Annotated in this window: 11 protein-coding genes; 10 read left to right on the forward strand and 1 reads right to left on the reverse strand. The window is 70.9% G+C overall.

The features are described 5' to 3' along the window. Positions 1-140: 140 nt before the first annotated feature. The 8 genes from AB0K67_RS16240 to AB0K67_RS16275 all read left to right on the forward strand — a co-directional run bounded on the left by AB0K67_RS16240 (position 141) and on the right by AB0K67_RS16275 (position 12458). Positions 141-2426, forward strand: coding sequence for a TIM-barrel domain-containing protein (locus AB0K67_RS16240; RefSeq protein ID WP_364059726.1), 2286 nt, complete (start codon positions 141-143; stop codon positions 2424-2426). Between the two features lie 17 nt (positions 2427-2443). Then, a complete protein-coding gene (locus tag AB0K67_RS16245) occupies positions 2444-3748 on the forward strand; it encodes an extracellular solute-binding protein (RefSeq protein ID WP_364059729.1) in 1305 nt (434 codons plus the stop codon). Next, positions 3749-4621 (forward strand): sugar ABC transporter permease, encoded by an 873-nt coding sequence (locus tag AB0K67_RS16250; protein ID WP_364059732.1) that lies wholly within the window; start codon positions 3749-3751, stop codon positions 4619-4621. Next, positions 4618-5439, forward strand: a complete 822-nt coding sequence (locus AB0K67_RS16255; RefSeq protein ID WP_364059735.1) for a carbohydrate ABC transporter permease — start codon at positions 4618-4620, stop codon at positions 5437-5439. Before AB0K67_RS16250 ends, AB0K67_RS16255 begins: the two co-directional genes overlap by 4 nt. A 13-nt stretch (positions 5440-5452) precedes the next feature. Beyond that, on the forward strand, positions 5453-8350 hold the full coding sequence (locus tag AB0K67_RS16260) for a glycoside hydrolase family 3 C-terminal domain-containing protein (protein ID WP_364059739.1): 2898 nt from the start codon (positions 5453-5455) through the stop codon (positions 8348-8350). 73 nt (positions 8351-8423) lie between these two features. Further along, positions 8424-8912 carry a hypothetical protein gene (locus AB0K67_RS16265; RefSeq protein ID WP_364059742.1) on the forward strand — a complete coding sequence of 163 codons (489 nt, stop codon included), beginning with the start codon at positions 8424-8426 and terminating at the stop codon, positions 8910-8912. Positions 8913-9079: 167 nt separating this feature from the next. Next, entirely contained in the window at positions 9080-11734 is a 2655-nt protein-coding gene (locus AB0K67_RS16270) for a cellulose binding domain-containing protein (RefSeq protein ID WP_364059745.1), read from the forward strand. A gap of 274 nt (positions 11735-12008) precedes the next feature. Further along, positions 12009-12458 (forward strand): hypothetical protein, encoded by a 450-nt coding sequence (locus AB0K67_RS16275; RefSeq protein ID WP_364059748.1) that lies wholly within the window; start codon positions 12009-12011, stop codon positions 12456-12458. Here AB0K67_RS16275 and AB0K67_RS16280 read toward each other — a convergent pair whose 3' ends face one another. Next, the gene (locus AB0K67_RS16280) at positions 12459-15308 is read right to left on the reverse strand and encodes an AAA family ATPase (RefSeq protein ID WP_364059751.1); all 2850 of its coding nucleotides are present in this window, start codon (positions 15306-15308) and stop codon (positions 12459-12461) included. It lies immediately after the preceding gene. A 397-nt stretch (positions 15309-15705) separates the two neighbouring features. Here AB0K67_RS16280 and AB0K67_RS16285 point away from each other — a divergent pair, with 397 nt between their 5' ends. Together AB0K67_RS16285 and AB0K67_RS16290 are read left to right on the forward strand one after the other, a co-directional pair. Continuing rightward, a complete protein-coding gene (locus tag AB0K67_RS16285; RefSeq protein WP_364059754.1) occupies positions 15706-17913 on the forward strand; it encodes a TOMM precursor leader peptide-binding protein in 2208 nt (735 codons plus the stop codon). 47 nt (positions 17914-17960) lie between these two features. Continuing rightward, positions 17961-19286: a SagB family peptide dehydrogenase gene (locus tag AB0K67_RS16290; RefSeq protein ID WP_364059757.1), complete on the forward strand. Its 1326-nt coding sequence runs from the start codon at positions 17961-17963 to the stop codon at positions 19284-19286. Positions 19287-19288 lie beyond the last annotated feature (2 nt).

Below are 19288 nucleotides of genomic sequence, written 5' to 3' on the forward strand. Positions count from 1 at the left end.
GCGACGATTCAGGGCCGAGGCATCCGCCTCGGCCCTTCTCTTTTGCCGCGCGGTACGCGGAGGGTCCTCCGACCGTTGACCTTTGTTGGTATGGACAGCAAACTAATTCAGAGTCTTGCGCCCGCGTTGAAGGAGCCTCCATGCCCTATCGCCCGCCCTTGGTCGCGCACGAATACTTCGTCGCGGACCCGCCCGAGCTGCCGGTACGCGAGCGGGGTGAGGGCGGCCTGTCGGCGCTCGCCTCCGCCGAGCTGCTGGCGGCCGACGGCGCCGAGGTGCTGCTCAAGGCGGTGACCACGGCGCAGGAAACGCTGGTCGTGCAGGTCGGTGCGGCCGGCGAGGGCGTGATCAGGGTCAGGTTGTCGGAGGACGCGACCGCGCGGCCGCGTTCGGAGCAGGCGATCGCGTTGGTGACGCCCGGCACGTACGAGGGCGCCCGCGCGGTGGCCGAGCCCGGCGAGCCGATCGTGATCGACGCCGGCTCGCTGCGCGCCGAGATCGGCCTGTCGCCCTTTCACCTGCGCTTCACCGACGCCTCCGGCGCGACGCTGGTCGAGCAGGACCGGGGGCACACCGACATCAGCGGCCGGCTGCGCACGCTGCCCTTCGGCCGCTCCCGCGTCTCGGGCACGCCGGTGGCCTACCACGAGAGCTTCGCCGCCGCGCCCGACGAGGCGTTCTCCGGGTTCGGCGAGTCGTTCACCCGGCTGGACAAGCGCGGCCAGCGGCCGGTGATGTGGAACTTCGACGCCTTCGGTGCCGAGTCGCAGCGCGCGTACAAGAACGTGCCGCTCTACCTGTCGAGCCGGGGCTACGGCGTGCTCGTGGACAGCGGCGCGCCGGTGGAGTTCGACATGTGCCAGTCCACGCACAGCGTCGTGCAGATCGTGGTGCCCGACGACGTGCTCGACTACTACGTGATCGCCGGGCCGACGCCGCCTGAGGTGCTGGAGCGATACGACCGGCTGACCTGCCGGCCCTCGCTGCCGCCGAAGTGGGCGTTCGGCACTTGGATCTCGTCCGGGTTCTGCGTGGACAGCCAGGAGCGGGTGCTGGCCAGGGCGCGCACGATCAGGGAGCGCGGCATCCCGTGCGACGTGCTGCACCTGGATACGTACTGGCAGACCGACGGGCACTGGTCGGACCTGGAGTGGGACGCCAAGAACTTCCCCGACCCTGACGCGATGCTGGCGGAGCTGGACGCGATGGGGTTCAAGGTCTGCCTGTGGATGAACCCGTACGTCTCCCACCTCAGCCCGCTCTTCCGCGAGGCCGCTGAAGCCGGATATTTCCTGAAGAATCAGGCGGGGCTCGTGTACGTCGCCGACTGCTGGCACGGTTCCTTCCCCGCCTGCGGCATCGTCGACTTCACCAACCCGGCGGCCGTCGAGTGGTTCAAGGGCCTGCTCCGCCCGCTGCTGCGCCAGGGCGTGGCGCTGTTCAAGACCGACTTCGCCGAGGGCGTGCCGGCCGACTCGGTCGCCTACAACGGCATGTCCGGCACCGACCTGCACAACGTCTACACGCTGCTGTTCAACGACGTCGTCGCCGAGGTCACCCGCGAGGTCAACGGGCACGGCCTGGTGTGGGCGCGCTCGTCGTACCTGGGCGGGCAGCGCCACAGCGCCCAGTGGGGCGGCGACACCTACACCAGCTACGCCGCCATGGGCAGCACGATCAGGGGCGGGCTCGCGCACGGCCTGTCGGGCGTGCCCTTCTGGAGCCACGACGCCGGCGGCTTCACCGGCCGCCCCACCGACGACCTGTACGTGCGCTGGACCCAGTTCGGCGCGCTGTCGCCGCTGCTGCGCCTGCACGGCACCACCACCCGCGAGCCGTGGGAGTTCCCCGCCGTCGAGGCCGAGGCGGTGGCCGCGCTGAGGCTGCGCTACCGGCTGATGCCCTACATCTACTCGGCCGCCGTCGAGGCCGCGCGTACGGGGGCGCCGATGATGCGGGCGCTGTGCGTCGATTACCCGGACGACCCGGTGGCCTGGCAGGCCGACCTGCAGTACCTGCTCGGCCGGGACCTGCTCGTGGCCCCCATGACCGCGCCCGAAGGCGTCCGGCAGGTCTACCTGCCCGCGGGCCGGTGGGTCGACTACTGGACGGGCGAGGTGCTCGACGGCTCCCGCTACGTCAGGGTCGCCAAGCCGCTCGACCAGATCCCGCTCTTCGTCCGCTACGGCGCGCTCATTCCGGTCCAGGAGGAAGGGGACACGGTGGACGTGCCGGAGCAGATCACGCTCGTCGCCTTCGGGGGTGGCGACGCCACGGTCCACATCCACGACGCCGACGGCCTGACGGTCGCGGTCGCCACCAGGGACGGCGACGAGCTGCGCGTCGCCGTCACCGGCCCGAAGCGCGTCACCGGCGTGGACATCGTCCCGGTGACCGGAGCTCCCGTGCGGGCCGTCCTCTCGTAACACCCCCTGGAGGGATCATGCTCAGATCACGAGGCGCGGCGATGCTGGCCGCCGCCGTGCTCGCCCTGTCGGCCTGCGGCTCAGGAGGCTCGGGCAGCCCCGACCCGAGCGGCACCGAGCCGCGCGTGTTCCAGCTCTGGCACTACGAGAGCGCCGAGAGCGCCATGGGCAAGGCGTGGGCGGAGGCGATCAAGAAGTTCGAGGCGTCGCACCCGAACGTCAAGGTCGAGTTCGAGGAGAAGAGCTTCGAGCAGATCCAGAAGACGGCGAGCATGGTGCTCAACTCGGACGAGGCGCCCGACCTCATGGAGTACAACAAGGGCAACGCCACGTCGGGTCTGCTGTCGAAGCAGGGCCTGCTGACCGACCTCACCGAGGAGGCCACCAAGCGCGGCTGGGACAAGCTGCTGCCCGGCGGCCTGCAGACCACCGCCAAGTACGACGAACGCGGCGTGATGGGCTCCGGCAAGTGGTACGGCGTGCCCAATTACGGCGAGTTCGTGATGGTCTATTACAACAAGGACCTCTTCGCCAAGCACAAGGTCGAGGTCCCGACCACGTACGAGGAGTTCACCGCCGCGCTGGACACCTTCGTCAAGGCCGGGGTGACCCCGATCGCGAACGCCGGCGCCGAGTACCCGGCCCAGCAGATCGTCTACCAGCTCGCGCTGAGCAAGGCGCAGAAGCCGTGGATGGAGGCGTACCAGCTCTACAAGGGCAAGGTCGACTTCCACGGGCCCGAGTTCACCTACGGTGCGGAGACGTTCGCCGACTGGGTGAAGAAGGGCTACATCGCCCAGAACTCGGCCGGCCTGAAGGCCGAGGACATGGGCGTGGCGTTCATGAAGGGCGAGTTCCCGATGGTCATCAGCGGAAGCTGGTGGTACGGCCGCTTCGCCTCCGAGATCAAGGACTTCGAGTGGGGGCACTTCCTGTTCCCCGGCTCGACCATGGCGCCAGGATCGAGCGGCAACCTCTGGGTGGTGCCCGAGAACTCCGAGAACAAGGACCTGGCCTACGACTTCATCGACATCACGATGAGCAAGGAGATCCAGAACCTGCTCGGCAACTCCGGCGGCGTGCCCGTGGCCGCCGACCCGGCCGCCATCACCGACGAGAAGAGCAAGGAGCTGATCGAGACCTTCAACAAGCTGACCGCCGCCGACGGGCTGGCCTTCTACCCCGACTGGCCCGCGCCCGGCTACTACGACGTGCTGGTGGCCGGCGTCCAGAACCTCATCAACGGCAGCAAGACCCCTGCCCAGGTGCTGGACGAGATCGCCGGGCCGTACGAGGACAACCTCGCCGACCTGGGCAACTAGATGAGCGCACGCACACGCGGCAGGCGGGGTTACTGGCTCTACCTGGTGCCCAGCCTGCTGCTGTTCACCGCCGTCATCGTCGTGCCGTTCGCGATGAACGTGGCGGCGAGCTTCACCCGCTGGTCGGGGGTGGGCACGCCGCGCTGGATCGGCTTCGACAACTACATCCGGCTGCTGTCCGACGAGCGGTTCTGGGAGTCGTTCCAGCACAACGTGGCCCTGATCGTGGCGATGGCGATCGTGCCGACCGCGATCGGGCTCGTGCTGGCCGCCGCCCTGTTCGACTACATCGGCAAGCGGTTCGGCACCCGCACGGCCGCCGCGCTGCGCGCGATGTACTACCTGCCGCAGGTGCTGCCGGTCGCGGTGGCGGGCGTGGTGTGGGGCTGGATGCTGCACCCGTCGTACGGCGCCGTCAACCAGATCTTCGGCCTCGACCTCGACTGGCTCGGCGACCCCGACCTCGCGCTCGCGACCGTGATGGGGGTCATGGTCTGGTTCCAGCTCGGCTATCCGGTGGTCATCTTCATGGCCGGGCTGCAGCGGGTGGACCCGTCCTACTACGAGGCCGCCGAGATCGACGGGGCCTCGTGGTGGCGCAGGTTCTGGCACATCACGCTGCCGCAGATCCGGCCGGAGATCTTCGTGGTGCTGCTGACCTGCACGATCGCGGCGCTGAAGGTGTTCGGGCCGATCTTCGTGCTGACCCGCGGCGGGCCCGGCAACGCGACGATGGTGCCGTCGTACTTCTCGTATCTGAACTTCTTCCAGAAGAGCAACGTCGGCTACGGCTCGGCGATCGCCACGGTGCTCGCGCTGATCATCGTCGTGGTGACGTTCCTCTTCCTGCGGGTGCAGGAGCGTGAGTCATGAGGGGCCCGGGACGCTGGGCGGTGCTGGCCGCGCTCGCCGTGCTGGCCGTAGTGATGATCTTCCCGTTCGTCATCGTGGCCATGAACGCGATCAAGTCGCCGGCCGAGTACAGCTCCCAGGGACCGCTGAGCCTGCCCGACGGGCTCTACCTCCAGGGCATCGTGGACTTCTGGAACCGGGTGGAGTTCGGCACCAAGCTCTGGAACAGCTTCCTGATCAGCGCGTCCGTGGCGGTGCTCGCGGTCGCGCTGTCGGTGCTCAACGCGTACGCGCTGGGCATCGGCAGGGTGAAGGGCCGGCTGTGGATCCTCGTGCTGTTCCTGGTGGCCAACACGCTGCCGCAGGAGTCGCTGGCCTACCCGCTGTACTACCTGGCCAAGGTGGCCGGCCTGTACGACACGCAGCTCTCGGTGATCATCGTGATGACCGCGATCCAGGCGGCGTTCGGCACGTACCTGCTGAGCGCGGTGCTCGGCCAGTTCCCGAAGGAGATCCTGGAGGCGGCGGCGATCGACGGCGCGGGGCGGCTGCGCGCGCTGGTCAGGATCGTGGTGCCGATCAGCCGGCCCACGATCAACGTGCTGCTGATCTTCTTCTTCATCTGGACCTGGAACGAGTTCTTCCTCCCGCTCATCCTGCTCATCTCGAACGACACCCAGACCGTGCCGGTGGCGCTCGGCGTCCTGCAGGGCGAGCGGTACATGGACGCCACCATGTCCAGCGCGTCGGCGCTGCTCGGGGTGCTGCCCGCGGTCGTGTTCTTCCTGATCTTCCAGCGCACGCTGACCCGAGGTGTGACGGTCGGCGCCATCAAGTGATGGAGACCCCGTAATGCGAAAAGTCCCGTTATCGGCCGCGCTCACGCTGGCCGCGTCGCTGCTCATCGCGCCCGCAGCGTCCCCAGCGCCCGCTCAGGCCGCCGAGACCTTCCCCTTCCAGAACCCGGCGCTCCCGCTGGAACAGCGCGTGTCCGACCTGCTCGGCCGGCTCACGCTGGACGAAAAGCTGAGCCTGCTGCACCAGTCGCAGCCCGCGATCCCCCGGCTCGGCATCGGCTACCACAAGAACGGCACCGAGGCCCTGCACGGCGTCGCCTGGTCCAACCACCGCGACGACGGCTGGAGCCAGAAGTTCGCAAGCGGCACGGTCTTCCCGCAGGCCGTCGGCCTGGCCAGCACCTGGGACCCGGAGCTGGTCAAGCGGATCGGCTCGGCCGTCGGCGACGAGGCGCGCGGCTACAACGCCACCGACCCCGTGCTGTGGGGCCTTCAGGTGTGGGCGCCCGTGGTGGACCTGCTGCGCGACCCGCGGGCGGGACGCAACGAGGAGGGCTACTCCGAGGACCCGCTGCTGACCGGGGCCATGGCCACCGCGTACGGCAAGGGCCTGCAGGGCGACGACCCCTTCTACCTCAAGACCGCGCCCGTGCTGAAGCACTACCTGGCCTACAACAACGAGACCGACCGCAGCCTCACCTCCTCCAACCTGACGCCCAAGCTCAAGCACGAGTACTACGAGCCCGCGTTCAAGGCGCCGATCGCGGCCGACGCGGCGACCGGGGTGATGGCGTCGTACAACCTGGTCAACGGGCGGCCCAACCACGTCAACCCCGACCTGGACACGGTCGTGCGGTCGTGGACCGGCAAGACGCTCTACAACGTCAGCGACGCCTGGGGGCCGCACGCGCTCACCGACCTGGAGCGCTACTACGACGACAAGCCCGAGGCGTTCGCGGCGGTGCTCAAGGCCGGGCTGGACGGCTTCACCATCGACGACGGCGACGGCGGGCCGCTGGCCACCCACCTGAAGGCGGCGCTCGACCAGGGCCGCATCACCGAGGCCGATGTGGACAGGGCCGTGTCGCGGGTGCTGTCGATCAGGACCAGGCTCGGGCACTTCGACCCGGACGGCGGGCCGTACAAGAAGATCGGCGCCGAGGTGATCAACAGCGCCGCGCACAAGCGGCTGAACCGCGAGGCCGCGGGGAAGGCGGCGGTGCTGCTGAAGAACTCCGGCGTGCTGCCGCTGTCGGCGCCGAAGTCCGCGGCCGTGGTCGGCCCGCTGGCGGGCAAGCTCTACCGCGACTGGTACTCGGGGCGGCTTCCTTACCAGGTGACACCGCTCGACGGGATCAAGGAGCGGGTGCCCGAGGTGACGACCGCTGAGGGACTCGAACGGATCGCGCTCAAGCACGTGGAGTCCGGCAAGTACCTCACCGCCACCGGCACCGGGCCCGACGACAATGCCGCGCTCATCGACACCGCGCCCACGGCGGCCTCCCAGTGGGACCTGACCGACTGGACCGGCGGCGTCTCCACGCTGCGCAACGCGGGCAACGGCCGGCTGCTCGGCGGCGACTGGCGCTCGCTCGACACCGACGACGCCGAGCCCGACGGCTGGTACGTCTCCCAGCAGTTCGCCCTGGAGAAGCAGCAGGACGGCTCCTACCTCATCCGATACGCGGGTTACGAGACCGTCGAGAGCTGGTTCGGCCTGCCCGACGCGTACGTGGGCGTCACCCCCGAGGGCGCGCTCGGCCTGGTGCCCAAGGCGCAGGCCGCGACGTTCGCCAAGGAGGTCGTCTCCGACGGCATCGCGCAGGCCGCGGCGCAGGCGAAGCAGGCGCAGGTCGCGGTGGTCGTGGTCGGCAGCCACCCGTTCGTGGCCGGGCGCGAGTTCCACGACCGCGACACGCTGCGGCTCGGCGAGGGCCAGCTCCGGCTGATCGAGGCCGTGCGCAAGGCCAACCCGAAGACCGTGGTCGTGCTGGAAACGAGCTACCCGGTCATCGTGGACGCGCCGACGCTGCTGTGGACCACGCACGCGGGCGCCGAGACCGGGCACGCGCTCGCCGACGTGCTCTTCGGCGACGTCAACCCGGGCGGCCGGCTCACCCAGACCTGGCCGGCCCGCGACGACCTGCCGGATCTGCTGGACTACGACCTGGTCAAGACCGGCATGACGTACCTGTACGGCAAAGAGAAGCCGCTGTACGCCTTCGGGCACGGCCTCAGCTACACCACCTTCGGCTACCAGGGCCTGCGCGTGCAGGGGGAGCAGGTGAGCGTCCGGGTCACCAACACCGGCAAGGTCACCGGCGACGAGGTCGTCCAGCTCTACACCCACCAGCGCGACTCCCGCTTCGCGCAGCCGGTCAAGCAGTTGCGCGGCTTCCAGCGGGTGACGCTGAAGCCGGGCGAGAGCCGCACGGTGACGTTCCGGCTGAAGAAGTCCGACCTCGCGGTCTGGGACCACACCAGGAACACGTGGGTCGTCGAGAACGCCACCCATGACGTGCTCGTCGGCTCCGCATCCGACCGGATCCGCCAGTCCACGACGCTGCGGGTCTCCGGCGAGACCGTCCCCGTGCGCGACCTGACGACGACCACCAGGGCGATGGACTTCGACGACTACCGGGGCGTCGTGTTTGCCGACGAGAGCAAGGTGAGCGGCGAGGTCGTCGAGGGCTCGGCGGGCGACTGGCTGGCCTTCACCCGCGCCTCGTGGGGCGGGCGGCTGACGGCGTCGGTGGCCTCGGCGGGCGGCGGCTCGTTCGAGGTGCGGCGCGGCTCGCCGAAGGGTGCGCTGCTGGCGACCGTCGAGGTGCCGGCGACGGGCGGCATCTACGCCTACGGCACCGCGACCGCGACCGTGCGGCCCGGTAAGGGCGATCTCTATCTGGTGTTCAAGGGAGACCTGCGGATCAAGGACTTCGCCGTCGCACGCTGAGAAAAGATGTGACGCCATTGGATAGTCGTGGTATCTATTATGAGTAGATAGCACGACTATCCAAGGAGTTCTCATGACCGTGATCGTTCTCGTGGTCGCCACGCTCGTGTTCCGGGCGCTCGGCGCGCTGGGCGTGCGCAGGTTCGGTACGTGGCGGGAGAGCGCGGCGCACGGCCTCGCGGTCATGCTCGTCATGACGGCGAGCGCGCACTTCGTCCCGGAGAGCGTGACCTTCATGCCGAACTACGGGGACATGGTGGCGATGGTGCCGCCGTTCGTACCGTTCCCGGGGTTCATGGTGTACCTGACCGGGGTGCTGGAGCTGGCCGGGGCCGCCGGGCTGGTGCTCGCGCGCTTCCGCAAGCCCGCGGGGATCTGCCTGGCGCTGCTCTTCGTCGTCCTGCTGCCCGCCAACATCTACGCCGCCATCGCCGGCACCTCGATCGCCTCGCCGCTGATCGAGCGGATCCCCGAGCAGGCGCTCTACATCGCCATCGCGCTGTGGGCGGCGCTCGGTGCGCGCTCGGAACGCCCTGAGGCCAGCGTTTCTGTTACTCGTTAATTCGTCGTACATCCAAACTATTGACCGCCGCCACGCCCGTGTGTGAGCCTTCTTGTGAAGCTCATGCGCGAAGGCGCGGCGACGGTCAGGGTCTCGCATTCTGCTCGTGCATGGCGGTCATCCACGCTCTTGGGGCGCTTCTGGCGTGCCCGGAAAGGAAACCGCGCATGCGAAACAGGCTGCTTGTCATGCTCACGGCCGCCGCCGTCCTGCTCGTGGCGGCCATCGTGCGGATGACGCCGGTCGCGGCCGTCGCCTCCGACCCGTACGAGTTCAAGAACGTGCGGATCGACGGCGGCGGCTTCGTCCCCGGCATCATCTTCAACCCGTCGGAACGCAACCTCATCTACGCCCGCACCGACATCGGCGGCGCGTACCGGTGGAACCAGACCACCAAGTCCTGGACCCCGCTGCTCGACTGGGTCGGCTGGGACACGTGGGGCTACAACGGCGTGATCAGCCTGGCCACCGACCCCGTGCAGACCAACCGCGTGTACGCCGCCGTCGGCATGTACACCAACGACTGGGACCCGGGCAACGGGGCCATCCTGCGCTCCACCGACAAGGGCGACACCTGGCAGGTCACGCCGCTGCCGTTCAAGCTGGGCGGCAACATGCCCGGCCGCGGCATGGGCGAGGCGCTGGCCGTCGACCCCAACGACGACCGCGTGCTGTACCTCGGCGCGCCCAACGGCAACGGCCTGTGGCGCAGCACCGACTACGGCGCCACCTGGTCGAAGGTGACCAGCTTCCCCAACCCCGGCGACTACGCCCAGGACCCGAGCGACCCCAACGGCTACCTCAGCCACCGCCCCGGCGTCGTCTGGGTCACCTACGACCCCCGCTCGTCCAGCGAGGGCAGCCCCACCAAGACCATTTATGTGGGCGTCGCCGACAAGGACGACACCGTCTACCGCACCACCGACGGCGGCGCCACCTGGTCGCGCCTGGCCGGTCAGCCCACCGGCTACATCGCGCACAAGGGCGTGCTCGACACCGAGAACGGCTACCTCTACATCGCCACCAGCGACACCGGCGGGCCGTACGACGGTGGCAAGGGCGACGTGTGGCGCTACGACACCGGCACCGGCGCCTGGACCCAGATCAGCCCCGTGCCGTCGTCCAGCTCCGACGCCTACTTCGGCTACAGCGGCCTGACCATCGACAGGCAGAACCCCGAGACGATCATGGTGGCCACGCAGATCTCCTGGTGGCCGGACGTCATCTTCTTCCGCTCCACCGACTCCGGCGAGACCTGGACCCGGGTGTGGGACTGGACCTCCTACCCCGACCGCTCGTTCCGCTACACCATGGACATCAGCGAGAACCCGTGGCTGACCTTCGGCACCGACCCGCAGCCGCCCGAGGTCACGCCCAAACTCGGCTGGATGACCGAGTCGCTGGAGATCGACCCGTTCGACTCCGACCGGATGATGTACGGCACCGGCGCCACCATCTACGGCACCGAGAACCTCACCGCGTGGGACTCCGGCGGCAAGTTCACGATCAAACCCATGGCCCGCGGCCTTGAAGAGACCGCCGTGCTCGACCTGATCAGCCCGCCCAGCGGCGCGCCGCTGATCAGCGGCCTCGGCGACATCGCCGGCTTCCGTCACACCGACCTGGACGCCGTGCCGTCCATGATGTTCACCCAGCCCAACTTCACCTCCACGACCAGCCTCGACTACGCCGAGAAGGCACCGTCGATCATGGTCAGGGCCGGAAACTTCACCGACTCCGACCGCCCGGACGACAGCCACGTGGCCTTCTCCACCGACGGCGGCGCCAACTGGTTCCAGGGCACCGAGCCGGGCGGCGTCAACGAGGGCGGCACGGTCGCCGCGGCGGCCGACGGCTCCCGCTTCGTCTGGGCGCCCAAGGGCGTGACGCCCGTCTACTCCGTCGGGTTCGGCAACTCCTGGCAGACCGCCTCCGGCCTGCCCACCGGCGCGATCGTGGAGTCCGACCGGGTCAACGCGATGACGTTCTACGGCCTCAGCGGCGGCCGCTTCTACCGCAGCACGAACGGCGGGGCCACCTTCGCCGCCACCGCCGCCACGGGGCTGCCCGCCAGCGGCAAGTTCAAGGCCGTGCCCGGCATCGAAGGCGACGTGTGGGTGGCCGGCGACGGCGGCATCTGGCACTCCACCGACGGCGGCTCCTCGTTCACCAAGCTGTCCGGCATCACGAACGCCGTGAACGTCGGCTTCGGCAAGGCCGCGCCCGGCGCCGACTACCCGGCCGTCTTCGCCGTCGCCACCATCGACGGCGTCACCGGCCTGTACCGCTCGGACGACGGCGGGTCGAGCTGGCTGCGCATCAACGACGACGAGCACCAGTGGGGCAACATGGGCGAGGCGCTGACCGGCGACCCGCGCGTGTACGGCCGCGTCTACCTCGGCACCAACGGGCGCGGGATCATCTACGGCGACCGTACGAGGCCGCCGATCACCGTGACCCCGACCGTCACGCCGACCGGCGACCCGACCGAGGAGCCGACCGAGACGCCCGCGCCCGGCGACGACGGGTGCACGGCCACGTACGAGGCGGGCAACTCCTGGCCCGGCGGCTTCCAGGCCGGCGTCACCGTCGAGAACACCGGCGACGCCGCGATCAGCGGCTGGAAGGTGACCTGGACCTGGCCGGGCGACCAGCAGATCACCAACCTCTGGGGCGGCGCCCACACCCAGACAGGCAAGGAGGTCACGGTCACGAACGCCGGCTACAACGGCACGGTGGCGGCCGGGGCGAGCACCTCGTTCGGCTTCAACGCCACCGGAAGCGCCACCCCACCGGCCACCCTGACCTGCACCCCCTCGTAACAGCCCCCGGAACCCGAGCCGTCCCACCCCGCATCCGCCAGGCGGGACGGCTCGGCCTCACCCACCCCGCAAAGGCACACGGACTCCCAAAAGCACCTCAGCCTGGCAGGAGGGGCGCCTGCTGCCGGGCGGCCCGCCGGCTACGGACTTCCTTTCGAGGAGGGGAAGGGGCACCCTCTCCTCGAAAGGATCCTTCGCCCCCACCACGAAGGACCTCTCCTGGGAAGGACCTCTCCTGGGAAAGAGAGGCGGGAGGGTGGGTAGCTGCGGGGGCATGCACACACTCGTCAAAGGACTGATCGCCGGCGCGGCCGGCACCTGCGCGCTCAACCTCGCCACGTACCTCGACATGCTCATCAGGGCGAGGCCCGCGAGCGGCACACCGAAGGAGACCGCGCGCAGGCTGACCGAGGTGGCGGGCGTGAGCCTGGGCGACGAGGAGCGGGCGGGCAACCGCCAGGAGGCGATCGGCGCGCTCCTCGGGTACGCCACCGGCGCGGGCGCGGCCGTCTGCTACGGGCTGCTGGACGGGAGGCGGCGCCTGCCGTGCCCGGTCGGGGTGGCGGCGCTGACGGTGCTGGCCATGGCCGGCTCCAACGGCCCGATGACCGCCTTGGGCGTCACCGACCCGCGCGAGTGGTCGGCGACCTCCTGGATCTCCGACATCGTGCCGCACATGGCGTACGGGGTCGTCGCGTACGCCGCGTACGAGCTGATGCGGTGATCAGAGGTCTTCCAGGAGCCCGGCGGGCACCGGTTCGTCCGGCGGCGGTTCGTCGTGGTCGTCGGCGAGACCGGTGAGGATGACGGCCAGCTCGGCACGGGTGTGGATGCCCAGCTTGCGGTAGATCCGCGCCAGGTGGGTGTCGACGGTGCGCTTGCTGATCGACAGGGTGGCCGCCACCTCCATGTTGCTCATTCCGCGCAGGACCAGGTCGGTGACCCGGCGCTCGCCCACGGTCAGCGGGTGGCCGTTGCGCCCGTGGCGGCCGGCGGCGGGGGAGCCGGATCGGCGCGGCGCGGTGGCCGCCCGGTGCTTGTCGGCGAGCGCGGCCAGGCGCAGCGCGCCGCAGTCGGTGGCCAGCCGCAGCGCCATGGCGAGCGTCTCGTGCGCCTTGCCGGAGTCGCCCGCCTGGCGCTGGGCGATGCCGAGGCGGACCATCGCCCTGGCCTGTTCGAGCCGGGCGCCCCGGTCGGCCAGCAGGTCCACCGCCTCGTGCAGCATGTCGAGCCGGGTGCTGCCCTCGTGGGCGACGCTGCCCGCGCTCAGCGCGCGGGCGATCGTGGTGGGCGCGCCCCAAGCCCGCGCCAGCTCCAGCTCCCGTTCGGCCATCATGCGGGCGGCCGACCGCTCGCCGGACAGGGCGTAGGCGAGGATCGCGTGCGGGCCCCAGGGCACGCAGGCCGGGTTCGTGATGCCGGCGGCGGTCAGGCGGCGCCCGCACTCCAGCAGGGTCAGCAGCCCGTCGCGGGGCCGGCCGTGCGACAGGTGCACGCGCCCGAGCGTGTCCAGGACGTGGCCGGAGATGAGCGGATGCCAGTCGCCGTACGTCCTGACCGAGCGCAGCGCGGACTCGGCGGCCTCCAGCTCGCCCCGCTCGACCATGATGCGGGCCGCACAGGCGGTGGCGACGGCGTGAAAGCCCTCCGCCTCGACCTCGCGGGCGCTGGCGATCGCGTCGTTGGCGTCGCGCAGCGCCGCGTCCAGGCGGCCGAGCTGGTAGCGCACCTCGGCCCTGGCCGACAGCGTCAGGGCCAGGCGGGTGGCCGAGCCGGTGTCCCTGGTCTCGGCGACCAGCCGTTCCGCCCAATAGGAGGCCTCGTCGAGGCGATCGCCCCACACGAGCGGCAGCACGACGGTGACCGGCACCGCGCCCTGGCCGTCCAGGCAGCGGCGGGTCTGGGCGAGCATGCGCGGCAGGTTGCGGCCGCGTACGCCGGTGGCCAGCGCGAGGATGCTGAGGAACTCCCTGGCGGCGGGGGTGAGCAGGGTGCCGAACGAGCGGCTCAGCCGCCGCACCCCGATCCGCCCCGCGGAGCGGCCCCACACCAGCGCCTGGGCGGCGAACAGCAGGGCCAGGTCGGCGCCCGCGAGGTGCGGCGTGGCCGCCGCCGTGGCCGCGGCCTCGGCCATCACCTCGCCCGCCTCGACGGAGTTGGCGCTGACCAGGATGTCGGCGAACGGCGTCATCGACATCAGCGCCTGCGGCGCCCGCTTGACCCGGCCGTAGACGGTGCGCAGGTGGCGCAGGCAGGCGGGCAGGTTGCGGTGCATCTCGACCGCGCCCAGCTCGGCGGTGACCTCCAGCACCGTCTCGCGGTCGTCGGTCTCGGCCAGCGCGCGGTGCAGGTAGCCGGTGGCGTCCTGCCAGGAGTGCTCGTTGCCGGCCTCGCCGGCGGCCTCGCGCAGCACGGTCACGGTCTGCGGGTCGCCGGTCGGGCCCGCCGACATCAGGTGCCGGGCCGAGCAGCGCAGCGGCCGGCCGAGCCGGTGCAGCAGCGCAGCGGTACGGCGGTGCAGCTCGTCGCGCTCGGCCGGGTCCATGCCGGCCAGCACGGTCTGCTGGATGCCGGGGTGTGCGAATCTGTCGGGCGGCGCGCCGGTGACCAGCCCGAGCCGCCGTAACCGTGCCGCGGCCACCCGCGCGGCGTCCTGGCCCTGGCCGGCCAGCATGGCGGCGATCTCCAGGCCGTCGTCGGGCGCCACGACGGCGAGGCTGCGTAACAGGGCGACGCAGTCGGCGTCGGCGCCGGAGTCGCTGTCGGTCAGCCAGCCGAGCACGGTCTGCGTCATCGCCGCCGCGCCCGCGTCCAGCACCTGGGGCAGCTCGTCGCGGGTGGCCGGCACGCCGGTCCTGGCCAGCCTGGCGGCGAGCTCGTGCAGCAGCGCGGGGTTGCCCTGGGTGAGCTGGTGGCAGGCGTGCGCGACCTCGGCCTCCACCTGCTGCTCGGCGGTGCCGAGCTGGCCGGCGAGCAGCCGCCGCGCGGCCAGGTGGGTCAGCGGGGCGGGCCGCAGCAGCCGCATGTACGGCAGCGCCGCCAGGTCTCTGGCCAGGTCGTTCCCGCCGGGCTCGCCGGGCTCGTCGCTGGTCAGGATCATCGCGATGGGCAGGCCGTCGAGCCGCCTGGCGATGTAGGAGCACCACTCGGCGGACTGCTGGTCGGCGTGGTGCACGTCGTCGACGGCGATGATCAGCGGCTGGTCGCCGGTGAAGTCACGGGTGGCGCGGTAGAGCCCGTGCAGCACGTCGGGGGTGACGGGGTCGTCCGCGCGGTCCTGGTCCAGTCGCAGGCCGGTGGGCGGCGCGCGGCCCGGCGACATGAGCGGCTCGAAGAGCTGGCGTACGACGCCGAGGTGGTGCTCGCGTTCGGCCGGGTGGCCGCGGGCCATGAGCAGCAGCGCGCCGGTCTCCGACAGGGCGGACAGCGCCGCGTTGAGCAGCGTGGTCTTGCCGATCCCGCGTGCCCCCTGGATCAGCAGCACCGCCGGGTTGCCGGATCGGATCCTGGACAGCGCTTCGCGCACTGCGGCGAGTTCGGTGTCACGGTGTAGCAGCGTCTGTCCGGAAGACATTGCTACTCCCCAAGCCTTGGCCCCCTGGACTGTCATAGGGATCATCCCGCCAAAGGCAGGTCGGCTGTCAATAGTTGACCGACAAATCGGACAATTGTGACAAGGCATGGTCAGTCCTGGTGCCCTCCTCTGCGCCGGCCCGGATGCGCATTCTCGGCGGCTCACATACGTATTTCACCGCATTGTGCAGCCAAATGCGTACGCCGGAATTACGTCTTTACATGGCGGCGAGCCCGATGCGACTCTGCGATCAACCGCCGGCACCGTTGGACGGCGGCACCGACGAGGACCCAAAACGGGGAGGGCCATGGACCGCCCACGTCTCAAAGCGCATTTCACTTCGCAGTTACTCGACGGGTCGACGGTCTTTCTCCTGGCCGAGGGCCAGCATTATCGGGTGACCGCCGCCGGGGCCGGAAAAGTCCTGCCTTACCTGGACGGACGGCATACTGTCGCGGAGATCGCCGCCGCCTTGAGCGACGAGCTGCCGCTCATGCAGACGCTCATGGCCATTCGCAAGTTCGCCGCCTACGGCGTGCTCGCCGACGGGCGGGCCGAATGGCCCGAGCACACCCTCGCCTTTTGGGACGCGCAGGGAATCGACCCGGTGCGCGCACGGTCGGCGCTGGAAAGCACCGAATTCGTCGTCGTCGCCGCCGAGGGCGCCGACCCCGGGCCGATCGGTGCCATGCTGCGCGAGCACGGGCTGCGCATGCGTACGCGGACCGTCGAGGAGGAGGCCGCGGGCCCCGCGGGCGCGATGGCGGTCGTCGTCACCGGCGACTACCTCGACCCCGCGCTCGACCGGCTCAACGCCGCCTACCTCGCCGCCGGGCACCCGTGGGCGCTGATCAAGCCGGACGGCGTCACCCTGTGGATCGGTCCGGTGCTGCGGCCTGGGCAGACCGCCTGCTGGGCCTGCCTGGCGCAGCGGCTGGCCGGCAACCGGCAGGTCGAGCGCTATCTGGCGGGCAAGCGCGGCGGCGGCATGCCGTACCACCCGGTGCGCGAGTCGGTGCCGGCCGGCCCCTCGGTGGCGGGCGGGCTGCTGGCGGTGGAGCTCGCCAAGATCGCCGCCCGCCGTGACGACCCCTCGGCCGCCGCATCCCGGCTCGACGGCAAGATGACCACCATCGACCTGCGCACCCTGGGCGTGACCGAGCACACCGTCATCCGGCTGCCGCAGTGCCCGGCCTGCGGCGACCCCACGCTGATCAGCGAGCGCAGCCCCAAGGTGACGCTCTCGGCCCGCGACGCCAGGCACGTCACCGACGGCGGCTACCGGATCGAGCCGCCCGCGCGTACGTACGCACGGCTCGAAAAGCACATCAGCCCGCTCATCGGCGCGGTGACCAGGTTGCACACGTTCGCCGACGAGGACAACGGCGTCACCTACAGCTTCACCGCGGGACACAACTTCGCCATGATCGGCGACAACATGGACCTGCTGCGCCGCAACCTGCGCGGGCAGAGCGGCGGCAAGGGCCGTACCGAGGTCCAGGCCAAGGTGAGCGCCCTGTGCGAGGCCATCGAGCGCTACTCGGGCGTGTGGCGCGGCGAGGAGCCGGTGACCGAGGCCGCCTACGCCGACCTCGACCCGGCCGTGGCCGTGCACCCGGAGAGCCTGCTGCACTTCTCCGACCGCCAGTACGCCATCCGCGAGGAGTGGAACAAGGACCCCGCGCACCGCCTGCACCTGGTGCCCGAGCGCTTCCGCACCGACCTGCCGGTGGACTGGTCGTCGGCCTGGTCGCTGACCGAGGAGCGGGAGCGGCTGGTGCCCTCGGGCTACGCCTGGTACGGCCACCCCGACCTGGAGCGGCACTTCTACTGCGTGGGCGACTCCAACGGCAACGCGTCGGGCAACTCCGTCGAGGAGGCCATCCTGCAGGGCTTCTGCGAGCTGGTGGAGCGGGACGCGGTGGCGCTGTGGTGGTACAACCGGGCCCGGCGGCCGGCCTTCGACCTCGACTCGCTGCACGACCCGTACGTCGACACCGTGCGCGAGTTCTACCAGGGCATGGACCGCGACATCTGGCTGCTCGACATCACCACCGACCTCGGCATCCCGGCGTTCGTGGGGGTGTCGTACCGCAGGAACCACCCGGTCGAGGACGTCATCGTCGGCTTCGGCGCGCACCTCGACCCGCGCATCGCCGCCATCAGGACGCTGACCGAGGTCAACCAGTTCCTGCCCTCGGTGGAGCGGCGCGACGAGCAGGGCAACACGCTCTACCTGGACGACGACGTCGCCACGCTCGCCTGGTGGAAGGAGACGAAGCTGGCCGAGCAGCAATGGCTGGTGCCCGATCCCGCGCAGGGGGCGCGCACGCTCGCCGACTACCCCCCGTCGGGCGGCGAGGACCTGGCGGCCGACGTCGAGACCTGCGTGGAGCGGGCCGCCGCGGCCGGCCTGGAGGTCATCGTGCTCGACCAGAGCCGGCCCGACCTGGAGCTGAGCGTCGTCCGCGTGATCGCGCCCGGCATGCGGCACTTCTGGCGGCGGCTCGGCCCCGGCCGCCTGTACGACGTGCCGGTCGCGCTCGGCTGGATCCCGAGGCCCCTCGCGGAGGACGAGCTCAACCCCGTCAGCGTCTTCTTCTGACGGACCCGGGCCCCGAGACACCGCAGTGAACGAGAGAGGAACCCGGCGTGAGTGAGACGAGACGGCGATTGCGCCGCGACGCGACGCTGGCCGAGTCGGACGGCGAGGTGCGCATCTCCTCGCCGGCCGGCTCGCTGGGACTGCGGAACCTGCCCGAGCAGACGGTGGCCGCGCTCCGCGTGCTCGCGGCGGGCGAGGCGACGGAGACGGCGCTCGCGGCCACCGTGGGGGAGGCCGGGCTGTTGCGCTGGAACCTGCTGCTGCGCCGCCTGGCGATGGGCGGCATGCTGGAGTACGGCACGCCGCGCGCCAGGCTGCGGCCCGTGGGCGCCGGCCCCGTCGAGCCCGCCGCCGCGCCCGGCCCCGGCAGCAGGATCAAGCTGTCCCGCTTCGCCGTGATCACGGCGGAGGACGGCGTCCTGTGCGTGCGGAGCCCGCGCAGCCCCGCCGTGGTCGAGCTGGAGCCCGCCGCCGCCGGTCTGCTGGGCGCGCTGTCCGGCTGGACCACCCCGGCCGAGGTGGGCGACCGCGAGCTGCTGCGCTTCCTCGCCGCCGCCGACGCGCTGACCACCGAGGCCGAGGACGGCGACCTGGAGCTGGCCCAGTGGCAGCCGCGCGACCTGTGGCTGCACGCCCACAGCAGAGGGCCGCGGCTCACCGACAGGTACGGCGGCACGTACCCGTTCAAGGACCGCTTCGAGCCCCTGCCCGCCAGCCCCGCCCCCTTCGGCGGCAAGCGGGTCGAGCTGGCCGCCCCCGACATGGACGAGCCGGGCCGGGGCCTGTACGAGACGCTGGAGCGCCGCCGCTCGATACGCGAGCACGACCATGACGCGCCCATCACCCTCGACCAGCTCGGCGAGCTGCTCTACCGGTCGATGCGGCGCCGCGCGGCCTTCGCCTCGCCCGACGGCCAGGAGCTGGCCGACCGTCCCTATCCCTCCGGTGGATCGGTGCACGAGCTGGAGGTCTATCCGCTCGTCGTCTCCTGCCGCGGCCTCGACCCGGGTCTGTGGCACTACGACACCGCGGGGCACGCCCTGGAACTGGTGGCCGAGCCGGGGCCGGCGGTGCGGGTGCTGGTGGAGCGGGCCAGGGCGGCGGCCCAGCTCGAACAGGACCCGCAGGTGCTGCTCATCGTCACCGCCCGCTTCGGCCGGGTCATGTGGAAGTACGAGGCCATCGCCTACCCGCTGGTGCTCAAACACGTGGGCGTGCTCTACCAGACGATCTACCTGGTCGGCACCGCGATGAACTTGGCCGTGTGCGGGCTCGGCGGCGGCGACGCCGGCGACTTCGCGCGCGCCAGCGGTCTCGGCTACCTGAGCGAGGGCAGCGTCGGCGAGCTGGTGATCGGCAGCAGGCGGGGATAGAG

This window comes from Nonomuraea sp. NPDC052634 (genome assembly GCF_040678535.1).
Classification (GTDB): domain Bacteria; phylum Actinomycetota; class Actinomycetes; order Streptosporangiales; family Streptosporangiaceae; genus Nonomuraea; species Nonomuraea fastidiosa.